At 42.5% G+C, this 7,882-nt stretch carries 5 protein-coding genes; 2 read left to right on the top strand and 3 right to left on the bottom strand.

Annotated elements, in window-relative coordinates; all coding sequences use genetic code 11:
- Positions 1-73 precede the first annotated feature (73 nt).
- Complete coding sequence (locus BP896_RS06215; protein WP_291766791.1) at positions 74-1,798, top strand: MFS transporter; 1,725 nt, start codon at positions 74-76, stop codon at positions 1,796-1,798.
- Positions 1,799-1,805: 7 nt separating this feature from the next.
- Here the strand turns inward: BP896_RS06215 and BP896_RS06210 are convergent, their stop codons facing one another.
- Together BP896_RS06210 and BP896_RS06205 are read right to left on the bottom strand one after the other, a co-directional pair.
- Positions 1,806-3,773 (bottom strand): molybdopterin biosynthesis protein, encoded by a 1,968-nt coding sequence (locus BP896_RS06210; protein WP_291766788.1) that lies wholly within the window; start codon positions 3,771-3,773, stop codon positions 1,806-1,808.
- Positions 3,774-3,966: 193 nt separating this feature from the next.
- On the bottom strand, positions 3,967-4,680 hold the full coding sequence (locus BP896_RS06205) for a DUF973 family protein (protein WP_291766786.1): 714 nt from the start codon (positions 4,678-4,680) through the stop codon (positions 3,967-3,969).
- Positions 4,681-4,816: 136 nt separating this feature from the next.
- On the opposite strand from BP896_RS06205, the gene BP896_RS06200 reads away from it, so the two are divergent.
- Positions 4,817-5,443 (top strand): hypothetical protein, encoded by a 627-nt coding sequence (locus BP896_RS06200; protein WP_291766785.1) that lies wholly within the window; start codon positions 4,817-4,819, stop codon positions 5,441-5,443.
- 220 nt (positions 5,444-5,663) lie between these two features.
- Here the strand turns inward: BP896_RS06200 and BP896_RS06195 are convergent, their stop codons facing one another.
- A complete protein-coding gene (locus BP896_RS06195; RefSeq protein ID WP_291766783.1) occupies positions 5,664-7,811 on the bottom strand; it encodes a beta-galactosidase in 2,148 nt (715 codons plus the stop codon).
- Positions 7,812-7,882: the final 71 nt, after the last annotated feature.

Here is a 7,882-nt window from a genome sequence, read left to right as displayed (position 1 = left end):
GAACCGTCAGCTATATAGCTATTATATAAGTTGAGAAGGGTTTTTAAGTGGTAGTGGATTAGACGTTAACTGTATGTCCAATGAGCCTTCAGAGTTAATTAGTGAGGAGAGGAGGAGGGCTATATTGATTAATTCATTCTTGGGATCATTAATGGCATCGATGACTATGTCAGCAATAATAATAGCATTACCTGACATACTAAGGGGTATTGGCGTTGATCCAATGTCACCGCTTGGCTTTACGTCAATGCTTTGGTTAATGTTCTCATACCCATTAATGGTTGCTGTGGCTGTGCCAATAGTTGGTAGGTTATCCGATATGTATGGTAGGGGTAAGATGTTCACAATAGGTGATGCAGTATTCACAATACTCTCAACGTTACTAGGCTTAGTGCCAGGATACGGGTTAGTGGCAGCATCGCAAATGATTGCCTACAGGTTTATTCAAGGCTTAGGCGGATCCCTGATGTTCACGAATAGTGCCGCAATAATAACTGACGTTTATCCACCTCATAGGAGGGGTGTGGCTATGGGTATTGTTAGTATAGCCTTCAGTGCAGGTAGCATAATAGGCCTGGTTGTAGGCGGCGTATTAGCCGTAATTAACTGGAGGCTAGTCTTCCTTATTAATACGCCAATAGGCATAATCAGCACAATATGGGCTTACTTAACAGTATATAAGCTACCGTTGGGTATTAAGAGGGTTAAGGTTGATTACTTGGGTGCATCAATGCTTGCCACATCACTTGTCCTCCTCCTCCTAGGCATAACATTCGGTATGTTGCCTTCAGGTAATTCATCAATGAGTTGGGGGAATCCAACAGTATGGGGGTTAATAGGTGGTGGTTTACTGCTTTTGGCTTTATTAATACCAGTTGAAATGAGGATTAGGGAACCTATACTTAGGATTAACTTATTTAAGATAAGGCCATTCACATTTGGTGTATTAAGCGCATTATTCCTATTCCTAGCCCAGGGGGCGAATGTATTCGTGCTATCACTGCTACTGCAGGCAATATACCTCCCAATGCATGGTATACCCTACTCCGAAACACCATTACTGGCAGGCATATACCTAATACCCAGCAGTGTGGCTAACGCCATATTCGCACCATTGGGTGGTAAATTAATTAATAGGTTTGGAGCCAGGGTTGTTTCAACAATTGGCGCAATACTACTGGGTATTAGCTTCGAGTTACTGACCGTGCTTTCAATGAACTTTAGTTACACCTTATTTGCAGCTGACTTATTTCTAATGGGTACTGGTTCAGGCTTATTCCAGTCCCCTAACTTAGTCTCAATAATGAGTTCAGTACCCTCTGAGGATAGGTCAGCGGCATCTGGGTTAAGGTCAAGTATGCAGAATATAGGGTTATTAATGAGCTTCGCCATATTCCTAACGCTGATATTAGCTGGGTCAGCGGCATCATTATCATTATCATTAAGTAAGGCGTTAATTAATGTTGGTGTTCCTCAAAGTGATGTAGCGGCATTATCAAGGATACCTCCAGCTTACGCCTTATTCGCAGCCTTCATGGGCTATGACCCAATAAAAGTCATGCTTAGTGAAGCCGGTATCCAATTACCCAGCACTATTTACACCGCTGTGACTCACCCCTCATTCTTCCCAAGCGCCATAGCCCCAGCCATGGCAATGGGTTTCGAGTACGCCTACCACGTAGCCGCAGTAATGGCCTTTGCGGCTGCAGTATTCTCATACTTAAGGGGTAAGGAACATATTGTTCATCAAGTTAAGTTAATTGAGAGTCAAAATGGTAAAAGGCCCACTGCTGAATAGCCTTAGTTTAAACTATGAATTCACCAGTGTTGCTTAGCACCTTATAACCCGGTATTGAGCTTAACCTCCTCTTAAATTCCTCATCCTTAAGTATACTTATGAATACCCTTACACTATCCTTGCTTAGTTTACTTAACGGCACGGCAAAGTCATACCTCTCCCAGGCCAATGGTATGAAGTCTAGGTTATACATTTCAGCCGCCGCCCTTATTCCTATTCCAGCCTCAGCCCTGCCTTGAGCAATGGCTGCAGCCACCGCTGTATGCGTCTTAGCCTCATGGTAGTAGCCTGGTATTGACTTAATTAACTCCTCGAAGTTAACTCCATTTCTTGCTGCGTATTCCTTAAGCAGCTTATCAAATAGGAACCTTGTTCCAGCGCCCTTATTCCTATTCACGACCCTGAGCTTAAGCTTAATCAAGTCTTCGAAGCCCTTAATCCCCCTTGGATTACCCTTAGGTAGTATTATGCCCTGCTCCCTCATGTAACCAGCCACTAGCCTTACCTTACCCTCACCGTATTTCCTAACGAATGGCTCATTATACTCCCCCGTCTCCTCATCTATTAAATGAATTCCAGCCACATCAGCCTCCCCCCTAATGGCTGCCTTAAGCCCCTCAAGGGAACCTATGTTAATTACCTTAGCTGTGACCCAATCAGGTAGCAGGGGTATTAGTGATGAGTCTAAGGCTACATCATGGCTACCCATTATGTAGAGGTTTGCCGGCCTATATTGATGAGTGAATAACTTAACATTAATCCACTCACCCTCCTCTAGGAATTCCCTGTTTTCAGGAATCTCAATGTAGCCCTCAGCATAGGCTAATGTTGTTATTGCACCTGACTCAGCTGGTAATGGGTATGCTTTAATACCATTCTCGGCCTCAACTAGGCTAACTGGGTTAAGCCCCCTCCTCCCCCTTGCGCCCTCAACCCTAATGGCCATTTGCGCCCTAATCACTGGTTGGGTTAGGCTTAGGCACTGCATTTTGGCTAGTATTGGTTTAACAATTATGTTGAATATCATTAATGCACTACTTGGGTAACCAGGTAAGCCTATTACAAGCTTCCCCTCCTTACTAACAGCAGCAATGGTTGGTTTCCCTGGCTTAACGTTAAGGCCATGGATAATTACACCAGGTGGGCCTATTTTATCAAGTACCCTGTAGCTTATGTCTAATGCCCCAGCCGATGTGCCTCCTGAAAGTAAGACTATGTCAGCCTTACTTAAGGCATCCCTAATAATCTTCTCCATTTCCGCTTCATCATCCTTAACAATACCCATTAATAATGGTTCACCCCCAGCCTCCCTGACGCCGTGAGCCACAGTGTAGGTGTTTATGTCATATATCTTACCCATACTTAAGGGTGAGCCTGGTTTAACTAACTCATTTCCACTGGATATTATAGCAACCTTAGGCCTCTTAAATACGGGTACTTTATCAACACCCACGGCAGCTAGTACACCCACTTCCCTCTCCTTAATTAGAGTGCACCTTCTAAGAATTAATTCCCCCATCATTATATCTGAGCCAGCTGACATTACGTTATCCATAGGAGTCACTGACCTATAGACAGTTAAGGTATCGCCATGCACCTTAGTATATTCAACAGGTACCACTGCATTAGCCCCTGGTGGTAATGGGGCGCCTGTAGCAATTTCCACAGCATTCCCCTTCTCAACTAATGGTAAATTTGAATCACCTGCATTAACACTTAATCCACTTAACCTAAGTTTAACCGGGTGCAGTTCATCGGCGCCAAAAGTGTCCTCAGCCCTAAGGGCATATCCATCCATGGTTGCCCTATCAAATGGTGGTACATCAACCTTAGCGTAAATATCCTCAGCTAAAACCCTCATGTATGAGTCCTCTAAATTAATATACTCTACTTCACTGCTCTTAACGAATCCGCTTATCACCATTAAAGCTTCCTCAGGGGTCTTTAACTCATGAAAAATCACCCTCTTAGGCATGGTATGCGGCAATTCACTGCTCTTTATAAATCATTTCAGTTAAATTATGAGGCATTGATTCATTTCACTGAAATTAATGTGAATTATAGCCAGGATTATTCTTCTTAATTAAGGCACATCATTAGGGTAATTAGGCTTACTGGGTATTTAGTTAAATTAACTTAATTCCTAAAGGTTTTCCTGCCCCCTGAAATTAACGCTCAATAACCTTTGCGAGTGATGTTAAGCCTATTATGAGTGTTATTATACCAATGAATGCTATTAAGCCTCCTATAATGATTAATATGAGCAGCATTAATGCTGAGGCTACATTAATAGCATTATAGCTGTATGCCGCAGGCAGATATGATACTACGCTAATTGCTAGCATTTGCCCAATTATAGCTGCTAATGAACCAGTCTTCACAACACCATTACCATGATCGGAACCTAACTTATAAAGTACTACGAAGACCAGTAGCCAGCCAATTAGGTTAATTAATGAACCAACAGTACCTAGGTATGTTAGTGAATTAACTTTAACAGGTAAGGCCTGCATAGTGAACCCTGATATATTACTAACCTTATACGCGTTCTCTAGGCTTTGAGTATAGTATATGGCGCCAACTATGGAGAATGGTAATGAGGCTAATTGAAGTACTGCACCATACGCGCCAATCCTATAGGTTACCTTTAAGTCAGATAATTGCCTAAAACCAATATATTCTAATACAGCCACTACTACAGCTAACAATGAATTAAGGGCTATTACTGCATAAAACGGCCTCTCTAGGTTAATGTAGTATGATTGAGGCTGATTAATGATGTAGCCAGCAATATACCCTATGAATCCAATCACTAGCAGTATTGTACCTAGTAGGTAAATTAATATGGCGTTCCTAATCATAATTACGCTATTACCGCTCATTCCCATTTACAATGCCGTGATGAATTTTTAAGCTTTTTTCACAATCTATGTGAACCTTTATTATGGTTAATGCATATTAATTCCTCCTGGAGCTATGTGGGTTAAAATTTAAATTCACCGCATCCTGATGCTCATTATGGATATAGGTATATTCTTGGCGGCATTAGGGGTAAGTATGCTTGAGCTTTCTGAGGCTGGTGCAGTGACTGCTGTTTATCAAGGCATATATAAGGGTATTAAGCCTACTCTATATGCAGTGGCTGGAGTATTACTGGTTCTTGTGCCTACTTTTACAGTAGGAAAGTACATAGTGTATCTTCCTCTTGATTATGTTTTAGCGGCTTCAGCGGTAATACTATTCTACTTTGGTTATAGGTTACTTAGAAGCGCTAGGAGGTACTTTAAGGGAATTAGGAGGGGTAATGTTGAGGAGGAGAAGGGGGATTTAGCCGTAGTCTTCACTGTTTCCGCCGTTGAGGCTTTTGAAGCCGCCTTAGTACTAATAGCATTAATACCTAAGGGTTACTTCTCGGCATTAACTGGAACACTAATTGCGGCAATTGCAGTTGTGGCCTTAACGGTGGCACTTAAGGACCAAATATCTAGGATAAGGTTACCGCACCTTAAGTACGTGTTATCAGCATTATTGTTCAGCCTTGGTACACTATGGGCGGTGGAAATATTCATGCAAATAAGTGACATATTTCTACTGGCATTCTTCTTCATATACCTAGCAGTTAACTATGGGTTATTAAGGGTTTAATGCTACTTACCCTAGCCTTAGGAAAGCTTAAAAATAGTGGTGGTGCAGAATCATGATCCTGAGGGCTAGGCTCCGCATAGGCCTCGCACGCGGGAGGTCCCGGGTTCAAATCCCGGCCGGTCCACCACATTTGAAGGCAATCCACCTCCAACTGGGGATAATTAATTATCATGGTTCTTTAAATAGGGGTGATACAGGATGAGGCTTAATGTTTGCGGCTTTAACGGCTTAATAAGCCTACTACAACTTGCCTACTCCTTAATGTTAACTGAGCCTCATTATTAATAAGGCTTACTACTGCTCCAGTTACAAGGTCTTTAATTGATGCATTACCCACGTTAATTACATTCTCGTTAATCCTTACATTAACCAGTTGATCGCTGTAGGAGTGATTTATTATAAAGAGTAGGTAATCGTCACCACTTTTCATTATCCTTACCTCAACATAGCCTTGCCTAGTTGACTTAACATAAACGGGTGGTTGAACCATGGCTATCCTCATAGCACCCTCTATTAACTTCTCAATGCCGCTGCCCGGTCCATTAACCTCATATGATAAGCCAATACTTGTACCCACGTAGATTGTTTTCCCATTACCATAATCATTAATGGTTATTGAAGGCTTACTTAAGTTAAATTCGCTAACCCCTACTTCATGGGCCTTTGAATTAAGCCAACTAACGTAATTGGAGCCAATTATTAAGTCACCAGCCTTTAAACCGGGTATTAAATTATTAGTGATCCTCAGATTCACTTTATCCACGCTCATGTAGCCGTCCTCCCAACCCCCAGTAACATCACTTAACCCATATGCAGGGGTGCTTGAATCAATATAGCCATCACTCCTAATTGCCGCGAACCTTGAATCAACAAGTAGTAATCCACCATTACTTACAAAGTTCCTTAAGCCTAAGGCAGCCTTAGGAGTCATCACCAGTGATAATGGGGCTATAAGCACTCTATACTTATTAATTAACTCATCTTCAACCTGCCTAATGGATACTAGGTCTACATTATAGTTACTGTTGAAGAGGATCCTATAAACACCTAGTATTGACCTTGATAATACGTCACTACTATGCCTTTGGGCAATCCAAAGCCACTTATATGACTCAATATTGTAGAGTATGGCTATGTTTGAGTCAATTAACTTAGCCTTTAGGAATAGGTCACCATTCTCATAAATCACCTTGGCTGTTTCCCCAGCCTTCCTAGCCCTATCAGTTAATGATCCATCAGGGTTAATTAACCCATACCCACCTGACTCAAAACCAAGCATCATAGGGTACCAGTGATATATGTTAATTGCCTTAGCTTCATGGGCGATCGCCTGCCACATCCAAAGAGCCACATCATCAGGCGTTACTGGTTCAGCAGCCTTAAAGCCACCAATACCTTGGCCAGCCTGAAGCTCCCCTATCCAGTATGATTTACCACTGGCTAATGCAGCTGACCTAGCTACATCAAGTATTAGGGCATCAAGGACATGATCAGCCTTAACCCTACCTGCATGTTTAGGGTAGAATGATGTACCCCATGAATCAACCACGCTGGCCATTTCCCAATCATCAGGTTCACCGAAGAGTGGATTACTGAACACTGAAGTGCCGCCATGGCTATGGCTAACCACTGGGTGATTATTATCCACGCTCTTAATCACCTTAACCCTCCACTCAAGGTCCTCCCTAAGCTTAACTATGTTAAACGTTAACCAATCAATGTTATCCCTAGCAAAGTGAAGGGAAACGAAACGCGGTGGTTCAACATCATTAAACTCCAAGTAACTCCTATGCCAAGCCTTATTTAATGCACTAATGCTACCATACGTTACCCTTAACCAGTCCCTGAACCTACCCTTAGAGTAATTACAGTAGCAGAATAAACCACGCCAACCAGTGGGTTGGTAAATCCACTGGATAACATTGGGTTCACTCCACAAATCCCAAGCATAGAAATTAGGGTACTTAACAACCACTTGAGCCAACCTCCTCATGAACTCCTCAGCCCTAGCCCTAACGCCAGGATGGTCAAGGCAAACACCAGGACTACCCTGGGGCATAATGACGCTACCTGACTCAGAGACGTATAGTGAGTCTGGGTGAAGCTTAGGTAACCAATCAGGGGCGAACTCAAGGTAAACTTGAAGAATAACCCTTAAGCCGATTTCATTAGCAATCTTAAGTAAGCCCTCAACACTACTAAAATCATATTCCCCAGGCCTTGGCTCAGTATCCCTCCAATTAACCCAACCCCTAACGTACTTGAACCCTACCTCCTTAATATTCTTTAAATCCCTCTTAATGGCCTCCTCATCAAATGGTGGGGTAACGCTACCTACACCATACCATACGGAGACTGGGAATGACATTAACCCACTAATGGGTTGGAATTAATATGCGTTAACTACAATATGTTGCAACTACTGCTTAAATACACGGG

The sequence above is a fragment of the Caldivirga sp. UBA161 genome (assembly GCF_002506515.1).
Classification (GTDB): domain Archaea; phylum Thermoproteota; class Thermoprotei; order Thermoproteales; family Thermocladiaceae; genus Caldivirga.
Note: the sequence above shows the minus strand (reverse complement) of the source record. Positions and strands in the feature narration are given on the sequence as shown.

What these genes read in the sequence shown, in the direction of transcription:
- BP896_RS06215 (WP_291766791.1), top strand. Translation starts at nt 74, where the DNA reads ATGTCCAATGAGCCTTCAGAGTTAATTAGTGAGGAGAGGAGGAGGGCT.
- BP896_RS06195 (WP_291766783.1), bottom strand. Translation starts at nt 7,811, where the DNA reads ATGTCATTCCCAGTCTCCGTATGGTATGGTGTAGGTAGCGTTACCCCA.
- BP896_RS06210 (WP_291766788.1), bottom strand. Translation starts at nt 3,773, where the DNA reads ATGCCTAAGAGGGTGATTTTTCATGAGTTAAAGACCCCTGAGGAAGCT.
- BP896_RS06205 (WP_291766786.1), bottom strand. Translation starts at nt 4,680, where the DNA reads ATGAGCGGTAATAGCGTAATTATGATTAGGAACGCCATATTAATTTAC.
- BP896_RS06200 (WP_291766785.1), top strand. Translation starts at nt 4,817, where the DNA reads ATGGATATAGGTATATTCTTGGCGGCATTAGGGGTAAGTATGCTTGAG.